Annotated in this window: 19 protein-coding genes; 10 read left to right on the top strand and 9 right to left on the bottom strand. The window is 36.1% G+C overall.

Translation table 11 applies throughout. The annotated features are described in order from the left end of the window. Window positions 1-174: 174 nt before the first annotated feature. Window positions 175-1,782: a S8 family peptidase gene (locus tag ACZ9HT_RS16050; protein WP_476041512.1), complete on the bottom strand. Its 1,608-nt coding sequence runs from the start codon at window positions 1,780-1,782 to the stop codon at window positions 175-177. A 264-nt stretch (window positions 1,783-2,046) separates the two neighbouring features. Between ACZ9HT_RS16050 and ACZ9HT_RS16045 the strand changes: the two genes are divergently transcribed. The 4 genes from ACZ9HT_RS16045 to galE are packed head-to-tail and all read left to right on the top strand — an operon-like array spanning window position 2,047 to window position 5,051. Then, window positions 2,047-3,174, top strand: a complete 1,128-nt coding sequence (locus tag ACZ9HT_RS16045) for a DegT/DnrJ/EryC1/StrS family aminotransferase (RefSeq protein WP_476041511.1) — start codon at window positions 2,047-2,049, stop codon at window positions 3,172-3,174. A 4-nt stretch (window positions 3,175-3,178) separates the two neighbouring features. Next, the gene (locus ACZ9HT_RS16040; RefSeq protein ID WP_476041510.1) at window positions 3,179-3,619 is read left to right on the top strand and encodes a hypothetical protein; all 441 of its coding nucleotides are present in this window, start codon (window positions 3,179-3,181) and stop codon (window positions 3,617-3,619) included. A gap of 50 nt (window positions 3,620-3,669) precedes the next feature. Continuing rightward, window positions 3,670-3,987 (top strand): hypothetical protein, encoded by a 318-nt coding sequence (locus ACZ9HT_RS16035; RefSeq protein WP_476041509.1) that lies wholly within the window; start codon window positions 3,670-3,672, stop codon window positions 3,985-3,987. Between the two features lie 47 nt (window positions 3,988-4,034). Then, window positions 4,035-5,051 carry a UDP-glucose 4-epimerase GalE gene (gene galE / locus ACZ9HT_RS16030; protein ID WP_476041508.1) on the top strand — a complete coding sequence of 339 codons (1,017 nt, stop codon included), beginning with the start codon at window positions 4,035-4,037 and terminating at the stop codon, window positions 5,049-5,051. A 130-nt stretch (window positions 5,052-5,181) separates the two neighbouring features. Here galE and ACZ9HT_RS16025 read toward each other — a convergent pair whose 3' ends face one another. The 6 genes from ACZ9HT_RS16025 to pnuC form a co-directional block, all read right to left on the bottom strand. Then, window positions 5,182-7,713 carry a TonB-dependent receptor domain-containing protein gene (locus ACZ9HT_RS16025; protein ID WP_476041507.1) on the bottom strand — a complete coding sequence of 844 codons (2,532 nt, stop codon included), beginning with the start codon at window positions 7,711-7,713 and terminating at the stop codon, window positions 5,182-5,184. A gap of 119 nt (window positions 7,714-7,832) precedes the next feature. Then, the gene (mltG, locus tag ACZ9HT_RS16020; protein ID WP_476041506.1) at window positions 7,833-8,870 is read right to left on the bottom strand and encodes an endolytic transglycosylase MltG; all 1,038 of its coding nucleotides are present in this window, start codon (window positions 8,868-8,870) and stop codon (window positions 7,833-7,835) included. Between the two features lie 18 nt (window positions 8,871-8,888). Beyond that, the gene (gene dapF / locus ACZ9HT_RS16015; protein ID WP_476041505.1) at window positions 8,889-9,665 is read right to left on the bottom strand and encodes a diaminopimelate epimerase; all 777 of its coding nucleotides are present in this window, start codon (window positions 9,663-9,665) and stop codon (window positions 8,889-8,891) included. 189 nt (window positions 9,666-9,854) lie between these two features. Further along, window positions 9,855-10,106: a hypothetical protein gene (locus ACZ9HT_RS16010; RefSeq protein ID WP_476041504.1), complete on the bottom strand. Its 252-nt coding sequence runs from the start codon at window positions 10,104-10,106 to the stop codon at window positions 9,855-9,857. A gap of 6 nt (window positions 10,107-10,112) precedes the next feature. Next, window positions 10,113-10,427: a hypothetical protein gene (locus ACZ9HT_RS16005; protein ID WP_476041503.1), complete on the bottom strand. Its 315-nt coding sequence runs from the start codon at window positions 10,425-10,427 to the stop codon at window positions 10,113-10,115. Between the two features lie 63 nt (window positions 10,428-10,490). Next, complete coding sequence (gene pnuC, locus ACZ9HT_RS16000) at window positions 10,491-11,165, bottom strand: nicotinamide riboside transporter PnuC (RefSeq protein ID WP_476041502.1); 675 nt, start codon at window positions 11,163-11,165, stop codon at window positions 10,491-10,493. 269 nt (window positions 11,166-11,434) lie between these two features. On the opposite strand from pnuC, the gene ACZ9HT_RS15995 reads away from it, so the two are divergent. The 3 genes from ACZ9HT_RS15995 to ACZ9HT_RS15985 all read left to right on the top strand — a co-directional run bounded on the left by ACZ9HT_RS15995 (window position 11,435) and on the right by ACZ9HT_RS15985 (window position 14,305). Further along, window positions 11,435-11,779, top strand: a complete 345-nt coding sequence (locus ACZ9HT_RS15995) for a DoxX family protein (protein WP_476041501.1) — start codon at window positions 11,435-11,437, stop codon at window positions 11,777-11,779. Window positions 11,780-11,781: 2 nt separating this feature from the next. Next, entirely contained in the window at window positions 11,782-12,126 is a 345-nt protein-coding gene (locus ACZ9HT_RS15990) for a DoxX family protein (protein WP_476041500.1), read from the top strand. A gap of 331 nt (window positions 12,127-12,457) precedes the next feature. Next, complete coding sequence (locus ACZ9HT_RS15985) at window positions 12,458-14,305, top strand: Xaa-Pro dipeptidyl-peptidase (protein WP_476041499.1); 1,848 nt, start codon at window positions 12,458-12,460, stop codon at window positions 14,303-14,305. Window positions 14,306-14,379: 74 nt separating this feature from the next. On the opposite strand, the gene ACZ9HT_RS15980 is transcribed toward ACZ9HT_RS15985, so the two are convergent. Together ACZ9HT_RS15980 and ACZ9HT_RS15975 are read right to left on the bottom strand one after the other, a co-directional pair. Then, window positions 14,380-14,691 (bottom strand): rhodanese-like domain-containing protein, encoded by a 312-nt coding sequence (locus tag ACZ9HT_RS15980; protein WP_476041498.1) that lies wholly within the window; start codon window positions 14,689-14,691, stop codon window positions 14,380-14,382. 70 nt (window positions 14,692-14,761) lie between these two features. Next, complete coding sequence (locus ACZ9HT_RS15975; RefSeq protein WP_476041497.1) at window positions 14,762-15,370, bottom strand: Crp/Fnr family transcriptional regulator; 609 nt, start codon at window positions 15,368-15,370, stop codon at window positions 14,762-14,764. 230 nt (window positions 15,371-15,600) lie between these two features. On the opposite strand from ACZ9HT_RS15975, the gene ACZ9HT_RS15970 reads away from it, so the two are divergent. From ACZ9HT_RS15970 to ACZ9HT_RS15960, 3 genes are all read left to right on the top strand, one after another. Next, entirely contained in the window at window positions 15,601-17,106 is a 1,506-nt protein-coding gene (locus ACZ9HT_RS15970) for an amino acid permease (RefSeq protein ID WP_476041496.1), read from the top strand. Window positions 17,107-17,198: 92 nt separating this feature from the next. Continuing rightward, complete coding sequence (locus ACZ9HT_RS15965; RefSeq protein WP_476041495.1) at window positions 17,199-18,233, top strand: WD40/YVTN/BNR-like repeat-containing protein; 1,035 nt, start codon at window positions 17,199-17,201, stop codon at window positions 18,231-18,233. Window position 18,234: 1 nt separating this feature from the next. After that, a complete protein-coding gene (locus ACZ9HT_RS15960) occupies window positions 18,235-18,606 on the top strand; it encodes a DUF2255 family protein (RefSeq protein ID WP_476041494.1) in 372 nt (123 codons plus the stop codon). The last annotated feature ends 46 nt before the right edge of the window (window positions 18,607-18,652 follow it).

The following is an 18,652-nucleotide window of genomic DNA, read 5'->3' as shown; positions in this document are numbered from 1 at the left end:
CGCTTCAAAATAGAAGCGTTTTTGGTTTTTAAAATATTGATGTATTTCGTTTTAACCATTAAGTTAATGAAGTAGTAAAGATTGATTTAGAAAAATCTAAAGATTTGTAAGCAAGCTCCATAAATTTGCCTGCAAATTCTTAAACCTTTTCAATTTCTTATTAATTTTACTGGTTTATTTTTTAATGATTTTCTCAATATACTCGCTTTTCTCAGTTTTTATTTTCACAAAATAAAGACCTTTTTCGAGTTTTTCTATGTTGTGAGTTTTTGTGTTTTTTAATTGTAGAATTTTACGACCTAAAGAATCATATAATTCAACATTAACAATTTTTTCAGCAGTAGAAATATTGAAACTGGTAACCACAGGATTTGGATAAATTTTCAGATCACTTTTCGCAGCGTTGTCAGCAGTTGCCAATTGTGCTGAAGTAAGCGTTTTCCCAAAATTTATAATTCCATAACCCATCGGATCCGTATGATTTGGATATAATGAAGCACTCTCACGAAGCAAAGTGCGAACTTCAGGCAGTGATTTTGTAGGAATGGCCTGCAGCAAACAGGCGACACCTCCAGCCGCAAGTGGCGTTGCAAAAGAAGTTCCGCTGTTGGTCGTTGCTCCATTATTATAAGCCATCGCTGTATTTGTTCCTCTAGCACTTGCATCTGGTTTTACCACGCCCACAGAATTGGGACCGAAAGAAGAAAAACCCGAACTCGCACCTGTGGAAGTTACTGCGCCAACGGTAAATACTTTTTCGTTATCTGCAGGGGTAATGATGTAATGCCAGGAGTTTTGAGCTTCATTTCCGGCGGCTGCCAGAACAAAAATTCCTTTTTCGGTGGCTATTTGAGCCGTTCTCGCGATGAAAGAAGTAGTTCCATTCATATCGGAATAAAGCAAACTATATCTGGTGTCATCAAAATCATAATATCCTAAAGAGGTAGAAATTACATCAACGCCTTTGCGGTCTGCTTCTTCAGCGGCTTCCGTCCAGTAAAGGAATTCTTCCGGGATTTCATTCGCAGCATCTTCTGAGGCGTAAAGATAAAAGTCTGCATCGGGAGCTGTTCCTACAAAAGAGTTTTCCACATATCCGGCGATCGTTCCCAGGCAATATGAACCATGATTGTTCAGAGAAGAATTATAAATATCAGTGCTTTTATTGATGAAATTGTAACCGCCTTTGATCTGACCGCTGTTTCTAATTCTTGCATAGGCAGAACCTGTATTTACTTTCGGAAAGCCAGTATCAATAACCGCGATCGTCATTCCGGTTCCAGTGAAACCCGCAACATGCAGCGGACGAAGATTTACCTGATTGATCTGCGCCAAACCACTGCCATAATTAAAATCGGTTTTACCGACTGTATTATTAAATTCATCAAATTTATTTACTTTTTTACCATCACTCTTTCCACCACCCGGATGTTTAATGAAACTTTCAACAGACTGTACATAAGATTGAGTTAAAAGTTGGGCGATCTGAGCAGTAGTCGCATTAACAGCTACGCCATTCATCCATTTGGAATAATCGGTAACCGTAAATCCGAGATCTCTAACATTTTGAATGTAGGCAGCTTCAATTGGAGCATCCTGATCATTCAGTGCGATTCCTAATTTCACCCTTCTGTCCAGAGATTTTTGAGTAAGCTCGGTGAGTGGATTTGTATAAAAGCTAGCTTTGTTCGGCTTATCTTTAAAGTATACAAAAACAAGTTCTGTTTGTGCACTCGCAAACGTGAATATAACGAGGATGAAAACTGATAATAATTTTTTCATATGATTAAATTGTTTAATGGTAGCAAATGTAAGAAATTGATGAAAATAGTTAGGTATTATTTTAGTTTTATTTGATTAATCTTACTGGTTCCGTGTTTTCTTTCAGTATTTATTAATTTCTTCTGAAAACGAGATCATTTTTAACAAAAAAGATCATCAACTGTTATAAAGTAGAAAACAATTAATACCTTCATCCTTTGAAAACAATAGTCCTTTTAGTTTTTTCAAAAACTTAATTTTCTTAAATTTGAACAAATATTTTTTATGAAAAAAATTCAAATGGTTGACCTGCAAAGTCAATACTACAAGATAAAAGCCGACGTAGATAATGCAGTTTTAAACGTAATGGATTCCGCTGCTTTCATCAATGGACCCGAAGTGAAATCTTTTCAGACGGAACTTGAGCAGTATTTAGACGTAAAACATGTTATACCGTGTGCAAATGGGACCGATGCTTTACAGATTGCTTTAATGGCTCTTGATCTAAAAGAAGGCGATGAGGTCATTACTGTTGATTTTACCTTCGCCGCGACGGTAGAAGTTATTCAGCTCCTAAAATTAAAATCTGTTCTGGTTGATGTTGATTACGACACTTTCACTATTGACATCGATAAACTGAAAGCCGCAATTACGCCCAAAACAAAAGCAATTATTCCTGTACATATCTTCGGACAATGTTCCAATATGGAAGAGGTTTTAAAAGTAGCAAAAGAACATAATTTATATGTAATTGAAGATAATGCCCAGGCAATTGGCTCCGATTTTATTTTCGCTGATGGAACCGTGAAAAAATCCGGAACAATGGGAATTTTAGGTACAACGTCCTTTTTTCCGTCAAAAAACCTTGGATGTTACGGAGATGGTGGCGCCATTTTCACGAATGATGATGACCTTGCATATAAAATCCGTGGCGTTGTAAATCATGGAATGTATGAACGATATTACCATGATGAGGTTGGTGTAAACTCGCGATTAGACAGTATTCAGGCGACGGTTTTAAGAAAAAAACTTCCCCTTTTAGATACTTACAATGAAGCACGACGCAAAGCTGCAGATTATTACGATGAAGCTTTTGCAGAAAATCCAAATATTTTGACTCCAAAGAGAGCCGATTATTCAACGCATGTTTTTCATCAATATACTTTGAGAATTTTAAATGGGAAAAGAAATGAACTTCAGAAATTTCTGACCGAAAAAGAAGTTCCGGCCATGATTTATTATCCGGTAGCTTTAAGAAAACAGAAGGCTTATTTTCAGGAAAGCAATGACGCCGATTTTGTAAATACCGATAAGTTGTTGGAGCAGGTGATTTCTTTGCCGATGCATACAGAGCTGGACGAAGAGCAATTGAAATATATTACGGATGCGGTTTTGGAGTTTATGAATAGATAGTTTCATGACAGAAAAAAAACTTTTTAGAAATAAATTTGTTTACTGGTTAGTAATCTCACTCAATATTTTTTTATTTTTCCCACTTATAGACATTTATATTGAACAAATAAAAGATGGCTATTTTGTAAATTTTATTAGTTCATTGCTTTTTGCAGGACTATGTTTTATTATTGTTTTACTACTAGCATCTTTGATTTTATTAATTTTAAAAGATATAAAATCCATAAAAATTTTATCATCTGTTTTACTTTTAATATTGATCTTTCTAACAATGTTTTTTTTTCAATCTATTTTCATTGTGAAAGATTTTGAAAATGACATAACAGAATATGTGACAGCGACAATACCTTATTTAATAGGTTTTGGGTTTTTATTTATTATGCAAAAATTTAAATATGTTGAAGATTTTTCTCAAAATGAAATAGAAGAAATTGGTAAATATTAAAAAATACATCGATCATCAGATAGAAAAAAGTTAAGCTAGATAAAGTAAATATGCATCTTTTTGAAAATGAAGATTTAAATTTTAACCGAAAATCAGATGTTACAAAACATATCGTTTTGAGAGGTGGTTTTTTAGTCATTACTCTTTTAACAATGTTTACTCGAGCTTCTTTTACTGGAAATGGATGGTGGGTTTTAATGAGTTTATTTTTAGGTTTTGGATTTGCGGTAATCTGGTTTTTATTTATTTTAATTGAAACTTTTATTTTGTTTTCGAAAAAGAAAAATAAATTAGCCAAAATCAATCTTATGATGTTGTCAATTTTTATTTTTTTAGGAACAATTTTTTTTTATTATTTACATCAATAGATGCTTAGAACGGCATCAGACTTTATTCATTATTAACTTTATAAAATATGACAATACTCGTTACCGGCGGACTCGGTTATATCGGTTCTCACACGGTTGTAGAACTTTTACAAAATAATTTTCAAGTCATCATTGTTGATGATATGTCGAATTCTGAGAAATTTATTCTCGATAATATTGAAAAAGTCGCCGGGAAAAGACCTGTGTTTTTTCCATTTGATTTAAAAAGAAAAGAACTGCTCTCCCAAGTTTTCGATGCTTATGAAATCGATGGCTGTATTCACTTTGCCGCCTACAAAGCAGTAGGAGAGAGCCAGGAAAAACCCTTAGATTATTACGAAAATAATATCTTTTCTTTGATCAATGTTCTGCAGGAATTTAAAGCCAGAAATATTTCAAACTTTATTTTCAGTTCCTCCTGCACAGTGTACGGACAAGCCGATCAACAGCCGATTGACGAGGATACGCCGCTGAAAATGCCGGAATCTTCTTACGGGAAAACGAAACAGATGGGCGAGGAAATTTTGAAGGACTTCGCAGTCGCCTATCAAAAGAAAGTTTCTTTGCTTCGATATTTTAATCCGATCGGATCTCATCCGACTTCTCTTTTAGGCGAGTTGCCATTGGGAATTCCAAATAATCTGGTTCCTTATGTGACGCAGACTGCTTCAGGAATTAGAGAGAAACTGTCGATTTGGGGAAATGATTATGACACCAAAGATGGAACAGCAGTCCGCGATTATATTTATGTGGTAGATCTGGCAAAAGCGCATGTGAAAGCTTTGCAGAAATTGATGAATGAAACTTCTGATACTTTGATTGATATTTACAATCTGGGAACAGGAAAGGGTTCCTCAGTTTTGGAAGTTGTGGAAGCATTTGAAACTGCAAACGATGTGAAAGTTCCTTATCAGATCTGTGAAAGACGGGCCGGAGATATTACAATTGCTTACGCCAATGCAGATAAAGCCGAAACAGAACTCGGTTGGAAAGCAGATACGTCTCTGGAAGAAGCCTTAAGAACAACCTGGGAATGGCAAAAATATCTGGAAAGTAGAAAGTAGAGTCTCATATCTGAAGTTAGAAGTCAGCGGCTATGAAATTTTAAAAAATCCTGAAAAAATTAATTTTCAGGATTTTTTAATTTTCAGACCTCAGACCTCAAACCTCAGACCTCAAACCTCAAACCTCACTCTACATTGGCGGTCCGTCTTCACCACCCTGGCTGTTGGAATTAATATCCTTTCTGCGTTTCGGCTGATCAATTTTATCGCCCTGTTTAAATCGGTAGGTAAGCGATAAGGAAAACTGTCTTGGTGACCATTGATTGTAAGAATACTGCGTATATTCTGCACCGGTAAAAGTAAATTCTCTGGCTCTTGTATTAAAGATATCCTGAATGTTAAAAGCTAACGTTCCGTCGCCTTTCAATATCGTTCTGGACGCACCAAAATTAACTGCATACATTCCCTTTCTATCGTTACTAACCGTTTTTTCAGCGCCCCGGTAAAAGCCTTGAAACTGAAAAGAGGTATTTTTATCTGGTTTAACGGTGGTCGTTAATCTTAATCTAGAAGAAAAACCATCGCCATTAAAACTTACGCCGGCGAAACTTCCTTCATTCTTATAGCCATAAAGATCCACATTCCCCATTAATCTCAGCCATTTTGTCGGGTCATAAGTTGCGTTCAGATCTAAACCATATTGTGCTTCTGAGCCCGCATTTACAGGTTGTGTTGTTATTAAAGTCATTCCATCAGTTACAATTGGCAACTGTAAAAAGTTAACTTCATCCTTCGATTTTTTGTAGTATAAAGTTGGATTAAGGGTGATTTTTTTCTTGGATAAACTGTAGCCCAATTCGAATGAATTTTCATATGTTGGATTCAGGTCTGGATTTCCCTGAAATATACTTCTGCTGTCATAAGAGTTAAATGGAACTAAGAAAAACGAACGCGGGCGCTGAATTCTGCGCGAATAATTTAAAAGCAACTGATTATCTTTTGCCACATCATAACTTAAAAATAAACTGGGGAAAAGACCTGTGTAGTTTTTAACTTGCTGTACCGTTGTACCTTTCCCAATATTTTTATAGTTAATGTCGATATTGGTATTCTCTACTCTTAAACCAGCTTGATATCCGAATGCGCCAATTTTACTTTTAAACTGACCGTAAGCGGCGGCAATTTTTTCTCCGTAAAGAGTTTTGCTTGTATAATTTTCTATTGGCTTAAACGGTGCGTTATTTTCACTCTGATCAACCGCGTAATCATAAACATTCTTGTTGTAATCGTATCTTAAACCTGCTTCAATTTTAGATAATTCTCCGAGTGGCAACTCATAATCCGCTTTTCCGATATAACTTTTGTTGTCGTTTGTACTGAAAATATTATTAACGATACTACCCATTGCAGTTGGGGAAGAAAAACTGTTCTCCCTAGAAACTGAATTGTTATCACCTTTGCTGTTTTGGAAACTTCCGGAGACGGAAAGGAGTTGACCTTTATCGCCTATTTTTTGATCATAACCCAAATCTGCCTGGAAAGAATTATTGCTTCTTATGCCTACATTTTTTTGGAAGGTCGTTAAATTTGTCGATCCGACTCCTGTAGAATCTTTCTTGAAATAAGTTTCGAAAATATCTGTTTCATCGTCTGAATTATATTTGAAATTTCTAAATAAAACGGAAGCGTTCAGGCTGGCTTTATCTGTTAGATCTACGACGAAACCTGTATTAACATTGTAATTATTGCTTTCGCCTTTATTTGTACCGTCGCGTTTACGTAAAATTAGATCTCCGTCTTTTAAAGTAGTTTCATTTAATAAGGTTTGATACAGCAAATTATTGCCGGAATCATTTTTATTGTAACCACCGCCACCATTAATGAAATAGGTCCATGCGCCTTTTCTCCAGCTCAGGTTCGTATTTAAACTTGTATTGGGAAGGTAACCAAGAGTACCGGTCACACTGCCGTTGAAACCTAATTTCTTCGATTTTTTAAGAATAATATTTAAAATTCCGGCCGTTCCCGAAGCTTCATATTTTGAGGAAGGGTTGGTAATAACTTCAATTCTTTCAATTTGATCTGCAGGAATAGATTTTAAGGCATCTGCGCCGTCATCAATTCCTAACAGGGCTGAAGGTTTTCCGTTAATTAAAAACTTAATGTTGGTGTTTCCACGCATAGAAACGGTACCGTCTGTATCCACAGAGATCGAAGGCACATTGCTTAATACATCCTGTAAATTCCCACCTTTACTAATAAGGTCTGTTGATGGGTCGTATATTTTCTTATCCAGTTCTACACGGTAAGGTTTTGTAGTAGCCGTAATGACCACGCCTTTTATATCGGATGTTTTGGTATTAGTAATAGAACTTTCTGCTTCCACGGAAAAACTACCAAGATTTCCTGCTGCCGTAATTGGTCTGTTTAGTGTCGATTTTTTATAGTCGATGGCTTCAATGGTAATATCGTAATCGCCGGGCGCTAAAGAAAGTTGATAAGCTCCTTTGTCATCGGTTAATGTTGCATCACTAAATATCTTATCGGTTTTGTTACTGAAAGATACTGATGCATAAGGCACCGCGTTGTTTTGCTTGTCGACAATCCGGCCTGTAACATTCACTTTCTGCTGTGCAAAAGCTAAACTGGCTGCACCAACAATAAGCGTTAATCCTAATGTTCGTTTTTTGATAATTGATGAAATCTCAATTCTGTTCGTCATAATTTTCGTTTAAACTATACTGATTACTTTTCTGAAAAAAGTTAAATTAAATGATTGTTTAATATTTTAGAATTGGCAAAAGTTTCCTCGTCCTTAGCTGGAATTTTAAAATCGTTTTTTTATTTGATATTTTTAGCGTTGAGCCATTCCTGGTAAGCTTTGGCATTTTTCGCATGTTCGATGTCACTTGCGGTAAAGCGGTGAAATCCAAATTTATCCGGATTTGCCGCCATGAAAATGAAGTTATTTTTTTCGGCTTCTAAAACTGCGTCCACAGAATTTTTGTCCACCATACAAATTGGACCCGGTGGAATTCCCGCCGTGAAATAAGTATTATAAGGAGAAGGTTCTTTCAAATGCTTGTAGAAAACCCTCTTTAAAGTCTCTCCCTGAAAATTATTGGCTTTACTCACCGCATAGATCACCGTAGGATCACTCTGCAATTTCATGCCTTTTCTATATCGGTTCAAATATAAACCTGCAATGGTCTTCATTTCGTCGGGTTTACCGCCTGTTTCTTTATAAACTAAAGAGGCGAGTGCGTAAATTTGATCTCTTGTTAAACCGGAATTTTTCTCTTTCGCTTTTCTTTCAGCGGTCCAGAAATCGTTGTATTGATTTTCGAATTTTTCAAAAAATTCTTTCGGAGTTACGGTCCAGAAGAAGTTGTAACTATCAATGAAGAAATATTTCTTAAGATCTTCGGCGTTACTGTATCCTTTGTCGGTGGCTATTTTATTTAGATCAGTGGCAAAGCGCAAAGAATCCAGTTCTGTTTTTTTGGCCACTTTACCAACCATTTGATAAACAGTGAAGAAATCTCCGATTCTAAAAGTATTTTCAGTTTGGTTTCCGGATTTTATCATATTCACCAAGTCGGAGTTATTTGTTCCGGATTTAATGTGATATCGACCCGCATTAAAAAACTGATTTAAATTTTTTGATTTGGCTACTTCGGCAAAAGTTTCTTTATTTTTCAGATAAGGTGCAATAGAATCCATGATCGAATTAAAATTCGCAGAATGTGGAACTAAAACATAGCCTTCCTTTTCAACATTATTGCCGTAATATTTTTTGTAATACTGAAGACCGAAATATCCGCCGACCAGAAAGATCAGCAATACGATTATGGAAATAATTCCCGCGCCTTTTTTCATACAATTAAAATGAATTTTCTATAAATTAATTTTTCCTTTAAAAACCTGTTTCGCCGGACCTTCTAACCAAATGTTTTTAAAACTTTTTCCTGATTTTTCGGCATAAATTTTAAGTTTTCCGCCTAAAACTTTTACATTAACGGAAGACTGATCTTTATCTTTCAAATAGACCAGCGCTGCAGCAGTAACGCCCGTTCCGCAACTGAAAGTTTCATCTTCCACCCCTCTTTCGTAAGTTCTGATGAAAATTTCGTGATCAGAAATTTCTTCCACAAAATTCACATTGATCCCTTCTGCACGATAAGACGCTGAATTTCTTATTTTGTTACCGTTTTCGTAAACTTTATAATCCTTTAACATTTCAACAAAAGTCACGTAATGCGGGGAACCGGTGTTCAGTTCGAAATCACCATCAATATTTTTAATGGAATCTACGTCGATCATTTTCAGTTTTACGATGCCATTTATAATTTCGGCTTCATGTAATCCATCAACCGCTTCAAAGGTTGTTTTGTCTTCGAAAATATCCAGAAAATTTGCAAACGCAACAATGCATCTGCCGCCGTTTCCGCACATGGTACTTTCGTTTCCATCGGAATTATAGTAGACCATTTTGAAATCTGCCTGAGCATCATTTTCCAGCAAAATTAATCCGTCGCCGCCAATACCAAAGCGCCGGTCGCACAACATGGCAATTACTTCCTTTTCTTTCGGGAACTCCAGATCGCGATTATCGATCATTACGAAATCGTTTCCTGTTCCCTGATACTTATAAAATTCGATGGTATTTTGCATAAAAAAAGGTTTATTTGTCCTTGTGATTTTGGGAGAGTAAAGATACTTTATTCTTTATCAATCAAGAGGAAGGCTTAATAGATTGAATCAGTTTTGATCAATATTCGAAGTTCTTTCCAGCTTAAAAAACCTTTAATATTTGTTGACGGGAAAATGTTTGAGGCATTTAATTCTTCAATGAAGATTGTTCTACTTGGAAATTGATCTGAACTTTCCTTCTTTAGAAATCTGGTAAACGGAAGTTGTTTTGATAGGTTCTTCGCTCCAGTAATTCCAGTCCTCCACCACAATTTTATCTTTTTGAATTTTGCTTATTTTTCGGAGGGTAGATTCGGCGATCTCGTCATAAGCAATATCCAGTTGATCGATAATTCTGTTGTTCTCACCAATATTAACAAGCGTCGTAAAAAGTTCATGTTCCCCTTTATGATAGGAGATCACAATGGATCAATAGTTCTCGGAGAAGTTAAGTTGATATCTTAATCTGATATTTTCGGCGTTTGGTAGATCTTTCTGAAATTTAATTTCTTTAATAAAGAGATCGTTTTTTATTCCTGCACTTTCCTTCTGATTATCAAAATTGGTAGAATCAACAACGGGTAAATCTTTGACTGGAATTTTCGGGAAAGCGTACTCCGCTTTTTCATCACCAGAACTGTTCGTGATTACAACCACGGTGTCCGGAACGATGTCATTTTTCTTTGAAGAACTTGCATTTCCACCAGATTTGTCATTGCAACTCTGGGTTAAAAGAGTGATCATTAAAATAAGAAAATGAGTTTCATAACTGGTAACCTTTTTACAGTACAACTATTTCATTGAAGGTCAATCTGGTGATTTTTGAATTCGAGAACCTTTTTTCCACTCAAAGTAACCCACGATCGCCATGGCAGTAAAAACTAAATACTGAATGGAAGTAATTCCCAAACCTTTATAGATCATCATCGGGATACAGATTAAATCACCCACGATCCAGAAGATCCAGTTTTCGATTTTGCGTTTTGCCATCAACCACATTCCGACCAGAAAAATGGCGGTCGTGATCACATCTAACCAGTTCGCCCAATCCAAATGGTAAAGACCAAGCTGAACATTATCCATAGAAAAGTGATTGTCGATAAAAGGTTTGTAGTAGTAAACGACCGTCACTAAAATTAAACTCAGAAAGAATAAAATTGCCGAAAAAATCCACTCTTTTTTCGTGGCCCAGGAAACTTGTACGTGAATGTGATCTTCCGAACTATTAGACCACAAGATCCAGCCATAAACGCTCATCACGGTGTAGTAGAAATTGATCATCATATCGCCCAGCAAACCAAAATTGAAAAGAATATAAACATAAAGCGCGGTAGAAATAATTCCTGTAGGATAAACCCAGATGTTCTTTTTGATAGAAAAGTAAACACTCAAAATCCCAAATATGGTGGCAATTACTTCCAGAAAAATCTGATATGTTTGGTAAGATTCGTAAGGTTTGAGGAAGAGTTCGTGAAAATTCATTTGGTCAAAGATAATAATTTCACTGAAAAAAAATATTTAAAATCCCTTTGAGATTGATTTTTTGAAGAGAATTTACTCGAGACATAGAATAATTAAATCAATATCTTTTTCACAGATTTTAATCAAAGTAGATCGCTACGAGCAGAGAAAAGGACGGGGGTAAAAAATAAGATTGCAATATCTTGGTACTTCTACCTCACAATAAATTAATAATAAATTTTACTGTGAGTAAAATCACTATTTTTACACTAATAACTAAAAAAAAAATAATGACAACTCTTCTACTTTTAGCGCAAATTATCGTAGCAGCCTCAGTAGCCTACGTTTGGATTTTCAGATACGACGTAATTATCAAAGAATTTAAACAATTTGGACTCAGTGATCTAACGCGGACCTTTGTAGGTGCAGTCAAAGTTGCCTTAGCTACATTGCTGGTTGCAGGTATTTGGTTTCCCGCCTTAATTGCGATTCCCGCAATTCTCATGGGATTGTTTATGGTAGCTGCACAATACTTCCATTTCAAAATTAAAAATCCATCTATTAAACATTTGCCATCACTCGTATTACTGATTCTATGCATCTTCATCGCATTAGTTTCAATGGAGATTATTTAAATATGAATTATTTATTGATTGTCTGTGTTATATTTTCAGGCCTCTCTTTTGCAGGATATGCTATTTCCTATTTCGTATCACCGAATATGAAAAAGGAATTTGAGCGTTTTGACTTAAAGGGTTTTGGTATTTATGTAATTTTATTAGAGATACTGGGAGCCGTTGGTTTGGTAGTAGGTTTATTTTATCAACCACTTTTACTGTTATCATCTGGTGGACTTGCCGTTTTAATGTTTTTTGGGGTATTAACACGGATTAAAACAAAAGACAGTTTATTGATCTCGACGCCAGCCTTATTTTTTATGTTTTTAAATGCCTTTATATTTTACTTAGGATATTCTCAATAAATCTCCAACTTCTTGGAGACTATAGCGACTGCAAAAAAATCTTGAAAGAATCTCGGTTGTTTTGTAGAATGTGAGGATGTTTCTGGTCTTTTTTAGGTAATTTATGAAAAGTCCGTCTGTTCTATTAGTTCTTACACTTTATCCCCTGTCAAAGGCTTTGGGGATTCATCATAATCTTTTCAAAGTTGGTAGAGCAGACTAAATAAAAAATTTTATTTGTATTTCTAAGAAAATGACAACTTTTACATAAATTTAAATTTTTCAAAATTTAAACACTTTCTTGAACTGCGTAATCTTTAATCATAGTAATTCTCAAAATAAAAAAAATATCATGCATAAACTCCTTAAATCAAGTTTCTTTTTAGGACTTCTACTGATCCCATTCCTTTCTGTAAATGCGCAATCGACTGTGAAAGCTGTTCCTGTTTTTGAAAACGGACAGTCTCAAATTGTTCCGGAATTTACGGATGCAGAAAAATGGATAAGAACCGATCTATGGGTGGAAACAAGCTTTGATACCGACGGCGACGGTAAAAAAGACCGCATGTACGTTGATGTTACCCGACCTTATCAAACCGAAACTGAAGGGTTAAAACTCCCCGTAGTTTATGAATCCAGCCCTTATTATTCTGGCGTCGCACCAGATGTCGAGGGTGGTTTTTGGGATGTTAATCATGAATTGGGAGAAGCTGGAAAAGCGCGTGTGCACGCAGAAGTCGTTCGAACTGGTAAACGTCCAATTATTTCTAATTCCCAAACTGCAACCTGGGTACCCCGAGGTTTTATTGTAGTTCATTCGTGTTCTCCGGGTACAGGTTTATCACAAGGTTCACCAACTGTTGGAGGCGAGAACGAATCTTTAGCTCCAAAAGCCGTCATCGACTGGCTGAACGGACGCGCAAACGGATATACCTCTGTGGACGGAAATGAAAAAGTGAAAGCTTACTGGACCACCGGAAAAGTAGGAATGACGGGAACGTCCTACAACGGAACAATTCCACTTGCCGCAGCAACGACAGGTGTTAAGGATTTAGAAGTGATCATTCCTATTGCTCCAAATACCTCTTATTATCATTATTACCGTTCGAACGGATTAGTGCGTTCACCGGGAGGATATTTAGGAGAGGACGTCGATGTTCTGTATGATTTTATTCATAGCGGTGATGAATCAAAACGAGCGTACAGCAACGCTAAAATCAGGGACACCGAAATGAAAAACGGGCAGGATAGAATTACGGGCGATTACAATGATTTTTGGGCAGGACGCGATTATCTTAATCAAATGAAACCTATGAAAGCTGCAATGTTGATGGCCCACGGTTTTAACGATTGGAACGTGATGCCGGAACACAGTTACCGCATTTATAAAAAAGCCAAAGAAATGGGTTTAGAAACCGCAATTTATTATCATCAAAATGGTCACGGCGGGCAACCACCATTGGAAATGATGAATAAATGGTTTACTCATTATTTATTTGGAATTGACAATGGCATCCAAAAAGAAAAGAATAAAGCCTTTATTGTGCGGGAAAATGATGATGTGAATAATCCAACTCCTTACAAAGATTATCCGAATCCTGAAGCTCAACCGGTTTCCTTTTATTTAACGAAAGGCGCGCCGAAAGTTGGAGGTTTAACGACCACAAAAACTTTTGATCAGGGAAAAGAAACTTTGATTGATAATTATTCATTTACGGGAGAAAGTTTAGCCCGAGCAGAAAACACCGGTCACCGTTTACTGTATGTAAGTCCAAAACTTACAAAAGATATTCACCTATCCGGAGTTCCGAAAATCACTGTTAAATTAGCCAGCAGCAAACCTGCGGCAAACTTATCGGTTTGGTTAGTCTCACTGCCTTGGAATGACGGAAGAGGAACAAGAATAACAGATAATATTATTACGAGAGGTTGGGCAGATCCACAAAATCATGCCTCAGTAAGAAAAGGAGAACCCTTAATTCCCGGAAAATTCTACGACGTTTCATTCGAATTAATGCCCGATGATCAAATCATTAAAAAAGGTCAGCAAATAGGATTAATGATTTTTTCGAGTGATAAAGAATTCACCTTACATCCAGAACCCGGAACCGAATTAACAGTTGATCTGGACGGGACGATGATCACTTTGCCAGTTATTGGTGGTCAAAAAGCTTTCTCGGAGGCGATCAATAATGATTAAGCTTAACTCAGCTATCAGTAAAAATAAAACCTCGATTCATCGAGGTTTTTAAAATATAGAATACAAAAATGTTTTTAAATTTTACCATTTAAACTTCCCCAACCGCCACCATTGTGAACATCGGTATAACCATTTTTTAAAAGAATTGTTTTGGCTGAACCGCTTCTCATTCCGGAAGCACAACACGTAATAATCGTTTTATTTTTGTCTTTTAATTTTGAAAGATTGTTTTGAAGTTGATCCACCGGAATATTGATGGAACCTTTAATATGTCCACCCGCAAATTCACTTTTGCTGCGGACATCAAGGATAATTGCGCCTTTTTTTACAAGGTCTGCGTAATCTGTTTTAGTGAAGCCGAAAAATTGATTAATAGTATCTAACATAATTTTGAGTATTTGATTGATTTAATACTGCAAATTTATGTCGGTGAAAATTAGATTAAAGTAATCTATATCACAGAAGCTCAATTTTATTTCGGGAAAGAATTAAAAGATGGTCTTTTTCCATTTGTTTGAGAACACGACTTGTTGCTTCACGTGTAATTCCCAGTTCATCGGCTAATTGTTGATGCGTCACCGAAATTTCTTTAGAATTATACAGTTGAGTTTTCTGTTTGATGAGGTGTAAAAGTCGCGTATCAATTTTCTGGAAAGCCACAGAATTCACGACATCCAGTAATTCCTCAAAACGTTTTTGGTAGAGATCAAAAATAAATTCGGTCCACTCTGGATATTTCTTCACCCATTCTTTGGCTTTATCGGCTGGAATCAACATGATATCTGCGTCTTCTTCTACGATGGCTTTTATTTTCGAAGTTTCATTTTTCATTCCGGCCAGAATTGAAACGATGCAACTTTCACCCGGCGTTAAATAGTAGAGTAGGATTTCCCGGCCATCTTCTTCAGTTCTGATGACTTTAATGCTGCCGGAAATAACAACCGGAATGTGTTTAATGTAGGAATCCATATTGACAATTGTTTCTCCCGCAGAAAAATGTTTGAGATTGCCGGACTCTTCAATTTCCTTCACAAGATCAGACTGGAAAATATTATTTAAAATCATATCTCAAAGTTAATCAATATTATACTCCTGTAATTTTAGCACAATCAATTCAGGATTATTAAACAACGCAAAATTTAAGGCTCCGATTAGATCTGAATTTAGCATTTACGTTTTTAGTACGAAAGTCAGGTTTTTACCGATTTCAAAAATGTTTAGGAAAAAGATTTTATCGAATTATAGTTAATAATTATTAAATTTTTATATTTTTGGGAATCTTAAACAAAAAACAAATGTCAAATCTTTGGAAAACGAAATCCCTCAGTTCACTTCTGGCAAGCGCAGAAGATTCAGAAAAGGGACTTAAAAGAACCCTAAGTGCTGCTTCATTGGTCGCTCTGGGAATTGGAGCTATTATTGGTGCAGGTCTTTTTTCTCTAACCGGAATAGCTGCTGCAGATAATGCTGGGCCAGCTGTTGTTTACTCCTTTATATTAGCTGCTTTAGGATGTGCTTTTGCCGGACTTTGTTATGCAGAATTCGCCTCAATGATTCCAGTTGCTGGTAGTGCTTATACTTATTCTTACGCAACGATGGGCGAATTTATGGCCTGGATCATCGGTTGGGATTTAGTGTTGGAATATGCACTTGGAGCTGCTACAGTTGCTGCTTCCTGGTCACAATATGTCGCAAAATTTATGCTGAGTTTCGGCGTTACTTTGCCCGTTTCCCTTTTGCATGGTCCTTGGGACGTGATCGTAGATGCGAACGGCGTTTCTTCTACACCCGGAATTTTAAATTTGCCGGCAATCCTGATCATTTGTTTGCTCTCTTTACTTTTAATTAAAGGAACTAAGGAATCAGCGTTGATCAACAACATTTTAGTAATTCTAAAAGTAACCGTAGTTTTAGTATTTATCGCACTTGGATGGGGTTTTATCAATCCAGCGAATCATACTCCGTTTATTCCTATCAATCAAGGTGAAGTCTTGATGGATCAAGGAAAAATGGGCTTCTTTGAATTTTTCCAGAGTGATTATTTCGGACATTATGGTTGGAGCGGTATTTTACGTGGGGCCGGAGTTGTTTTCTTTGCATTCATCGGTTTTGATGCCGTAAGTACTGCAGCACAGGAAGCAAAAAATCCTCAAAAAGGAATGCCGATCGGAATCATCGGATCTTTGATTATCTGTACTGTTTTATATGTATTATTTTCTTACGTTTTAACAGGTTTAGAAAATTATGTAAACTTTAAAGGAGATGCAAGTCCGGTTACAACAGCCTTCGCGAAAACTGGATATACCTTTTTAAATTCAGCCTTAACCATTGCGATTATCGCAGGATATACCTCCGTAATGTTGGTGATGTTGATGGGTCAAAGTCGTGTATTTTACAGCATGAGTGTTGATGGATTACTGCCTAAGTTCTTCAGCGATCTTCACAAGACAAGTCAAACTCCCTGGAAAACAAACGTAGCATTTATGATCTTCGTGAGTTTATTTGCGGGATTTGTACCCGTTTCAGATCTAGGACACATGGTAAGTATCGGAACTTTATTTGCCTTCTCTTTAGTTTGTATCGGAGTGATTGTAATGAGAAAGACAAATCCAGATGCAGTTCGTGGTTTCCGCGTTCCATTTGTACCGGTTTTACCTATTTTGGGAGTTATCATTTGTGTAGCTTTAATGGCAGGTTTACCAAAAGAAAGTTGGGAGCGACTTGCGATCTGGCTGGCTATCGGTTTAATCGTTTACTTTGCTTACAGTAAAAAACATTCTAAGCTTAATAAAGACAATTAAGCGACAATAATTATATTGATCCCGCCAATTTTGGTGGGATTTTTTTTGACTTCTATTTCTAAATTCTCTATTTTTGAGTAAATTATCTCAATATGAAAAATGTTTATTGTCTTCTGATTTTTCTTTTTTGTTTGAATTTTTCCTTTGCGCAAAAGGTTGAATTTCAAACCTTATTAAAAGACAATATTTCGATTCGTGCCTTGCAGATTTACGATGGAAAGGTTTGGTATTCGGGAAGCGATTCTAAATTTGGATATGTGAATTTGAAGGATTCTGCCGATAATAAACAGATGAAATTATCTGACCAGAAATTAGAATTTCGAACTTTAGCGCAAGATCCAAACTATTTTTATGCGGTTAATATTTTAAGTCCGGCATATTTTTTTAAAATTGATAAAAAAAGTTTAAAATCAAAAATTATTTATTCGGATACTGTAAAATCAGCTTTTTATGATGCATTACATTTTGTGAAAGATGACAAGATTGCTTTAGCATTCAGCGATCCTGATAAAAATCAAAATTTGAAACTTACAGTTCTGATGCCTGATAAGAATATTTACAATGACTTTAGAATAGGAAAGGGAGATCATAATTTTAAATTGAAGGAAGGGGAATCTGCTTTCGCTGCAAGCAATACAAATATTTCTGCAGTTGGAAATACGGTTTGGATTGCTACAGGAGGGAAATATTCTAGAATTTTAAAAATTAATTTAAAAACCTTAGATCTTGAAGCTTTTGAAACCCCATTCGTTCAGGGAACTGCTTCCACAGGGATTTATTCCATTGATTTCTACGATAAAAATTTCGGGATTGCAGTCGGTGGAGATTACACCAAACAAGCCGAAAATATCAACAATATTGCAACGACAAATGATGGTGGAAAAACCTGGCAAATTCAAGCTTCCGGAAAAAATGGCGGTTATAAAACTTGTGTGAAATTTCGTCCAAAATCCAAAGGAAAAGACATTATCGCAGTTGGTGATCAAAATATAGAATTCTCTTCGGACTACGGCAAAACCTGGAAAACAATTTCAAAAGAAAAAGGATTGTATGTTTGCGAATGGATCGATCAAAATACCGTGGTGTTCGCCGGAAAAAACAGGATCGTTAAAATGAAACTCAAATAAAATGAGCAAAGAAGCCGCGTTAAAATTTATCCGTTCCAATTCTCACATTGGAATCAAAGCCGGCAGAGAACGAGATTCTTTTCTAGAGATTTGGATGGTCGTTGTCGACGACCGAATTTTTGCCCGTTCGTGGGGATTTGCAGAAAGAAGCTGGTTCAATACTTTTCTGAAAAATTCTGCCGGTGAAATAAAATGTGGTGAGGAAATCTTTGATATAAAAGCAGAAATTGCTGCTAACGAAGGTTCTTTAATGGAGAAAATCAATGCCGCGTACTTGGCCAAATATACTTCCACAGAACATAACAAAAAATATGCAGAGGGAATTATTAAAGAAGCTCATATCGAAAAAACAATGGAGTTTACGGTATTGTAAAAGTGAACTTTGGAAAACTTAAACTGTTAAAACTCATCTGCAATAT

The sequence above is a fragment of the Chryseobacterium sp. UYP7 genome (assembly GCF_056279225.1).
This window is presented reverse-complemented; position numbering and strand designations above follow the sequence as displayed.